Source organism: Paraburkholderia sp. NPDC080076 (assembly GCF_050281145.1).
Lineage (GTDB): Bacteria > Pseudomonadota > Gammaproteobacteria > Burkholderiales > Burkholderiaceae > Paraburkholderia.
The window spans coordinates 1,862-4,457 of sequence record NZ_JBNNWQ010000027.1 but is presented as its reverse complement, the minus strand read 5'-3'; the positions used below and the strand labels follow the sequence as shown (position 1 = coordinate 4,457).

The following is a 2,596-nucleotide window of genomic DNA, read 5'->3' as shown; positions in this document are numbered from 1 at the left end:
GGGGGTGGGATGCGCGCAAGTGCTGAAGCACTGACGGTCATCGCAAAACACACCGGTTATAGGATCAAGCCTTACGGGCAATTAGTATCAGTTAGCTTAACGCATTACTGCGCTTCCACACCTGACCTATCAACGTCCTGGTCTTGAACGACCCTTCAAGGGGCTCGAAGCCCCGGGGATATCTCATCTTAAGGCGAGTTTCCCGCTTAGATGCTTTCAGCGGTTATCTCTTCCGAACATAGCTACCCGGCGATGCCACTGGCGTGACAACCGGTACACCAGAGGTTCGTCCACTCCGGTCCTCTCGTACTAGGAGCAGCCCCCTTCAAATATCCAGCGCCCACGGCAGATAGGGACCAAACTGTCTCACGACGTTTTAAACCCAGCTCACGTACCTCTTTAAATGGCGAACAGCCATACCCTTGGGACCGGCTACAGCCCCAGGATGAGATGAGCCGACATCGAGGTGCCAAACACCGCCGTCGATATGAACTCTTGGGCGGTATCAGCCTGTTATCCCCAGAGTACCTTTTATCCGTTGAGCGATGGCCCTTCCATACAGAACCACCGGATCACTATGACCTGCTTTCGCACCTGCTCGACTTGTCGGTCTCGCAGTTAAGCACGCTTATGCCATTGCACTATCAGCACGATTTCCGACCGTACCTAGCGTACCTTCGTACTCCTCCGTTACACTTTGGGAGGAGACCGCCCCAGTCAAACTGCCTACCATGCACTGTCCCCAGTCCGGATAACGGACCAAGGTTAGAACCTCAAACAAACCAGGGTGGTATTTCAAGGTCGGCTCCACGCAGACTGGCGTCCACGCTTCAAAGCCTCCCACCTATCCTACACAGATCGGTTCAAAGTCCAATGCAAAGCTACAGTAAAGGTTCATGGGGTCTTTCCGTCTAGCCGCGGGGAGATTGCATCATCACAAACACTTCAACTTCGCTGAGTCTCGGGAGGAGACAGTGTGGCCATCGTTACGCCATTCGTGCAGGTCGGAACTTACCCGACAAGGAATTTCGCTACCTTAGGACCGTTATAGTTACGGCCGCCGTTTACCGGGACTTCAATCAAGAGCTTGCACCCCATCATTTAATCTTCCGGCACCGGGCAGGCGTCACACCCTATACGTCCACTTTCGTGTTTGCAGAGTGCTGTGTTTTTATTAAACAGTCGCAGCCACCAGTTTATTGCAACCCCTTCACCCTTCTGGCGCAGGCCAGTCAAGCTACAGGGGCGTACCTTATCCCGAAGTTACGGTACCAATTTGCCGAGTTCCTTCTCCCGAGTTCTCTCAAGCGCCTTAGAATACTCATCTCGCCCACCTGTGTCGGTTTGCGGTACGGTCTTGTTAAACTGAAGCTTAGAGGCTTTTCTTGGAACCACTTCCAGTTGCTTCTTCACCGAAGTGAATGGCGCCACGCCCTTGAATTGCGCACCCGGATTTGCCTGAGTGCCTTCTCCAACGCAGCGACCGGGACTTCCAACACCCGGACAACCTTCCGCGATCCGTCCCCCCATCGCATTTAACAATGGTGCAGGAATATTAACCTGCTTCCCATCAGCTACGCATTTCTGCCTCGCCTTAGGGGCCGACTCACCCTACGCCGATGAACGTTGCGTAGGAAACCTTGGGCTTACGGCGAGGGGGCCTTTCACCCCCTTTATCGCTACTCATGTCAGCATTCGCACTTCCGATACCTCCAGCGCACTTTTCAATGCACCTTCGCAGGCTTACGGAACGCTCTCCTACCATGCATATAAATATGCATCCGCAGCTTCGGTATATTGCTTAGCCCCGTTACATCTTCCGCGCAGGACGACTCGATCAGTGAGCTATTACGCTTTCTTTAAAGGATGGCTGCTTCTAAGCCAACCTCCTGACTGTTTTAGCCTTCCCACTTCGTTTCCCACTTAGCAATATTTGGGGACCTTAGCTGGCGGTCTGGGTTGTTTCCCTCTTGACACCGGACGTTAGCACCCGATGTCTGTCTCCCGTGATTGCACTCTTCGGTATTCGGAGTTTGCTATGGCGTAGTAATCCGCAATGGACCCCACAACCATGACAGTGCTCTACCCCCGAAGGTGATACACGAGGCACTACCTAAATAGTTTTCGGAGAGAACCAGCTATTTCCAGGTTTGTTTAGCCTTTCACCCCTATCCACAGCTCATCCCCTAACTTTTCAACGTTAGTGGGTTCGGACCTCCAGTACGTGTTACCGCACCTTCATCCTGGCCATGGATAGATCACCTGGTTTCGGGTCTACACCCAGCGACTGAACGCCCTGTTCGGACTCGCTTTCGCTACGCCTGCCCTAATCGGTTAAGCTTGCCACTGAATGTAAGTCGCTGACCCATTATACAAAAGGTACGCCGTCACCCCCTTGCGAAGGCTCCGACTGTTTGTATGCATGCGGTTTCAGGATCTATTTCACTCCCCTCCCGGGGTTCTTTTCGCCTTTCCCTCACGGTACTGGTTCACTATCGGTCGATCACGAGTATTTAGCCTTGGAGGATGGTCCCCCCATCTTCAGACAGGATTTCACGTGTCCCGCCCTACTTGTCGTACACCCAGTTCTTCCACG

At 53.2% G+C, this 2,596-nt stretch carries 1 rRNA gene (only partly in view); it reads right to left on the bottom strand.

The window, feature by feature from the left end:
- Nucleotides 1–60: 60 nt before the first annotated feature.
- Nucleotides 61–2,596: ribosomal RNA gene (locus ACQKRQ_RS41350) — 23S ribosomal RNA — on the bottom strand; it runs 198 nt beyond the window's last position.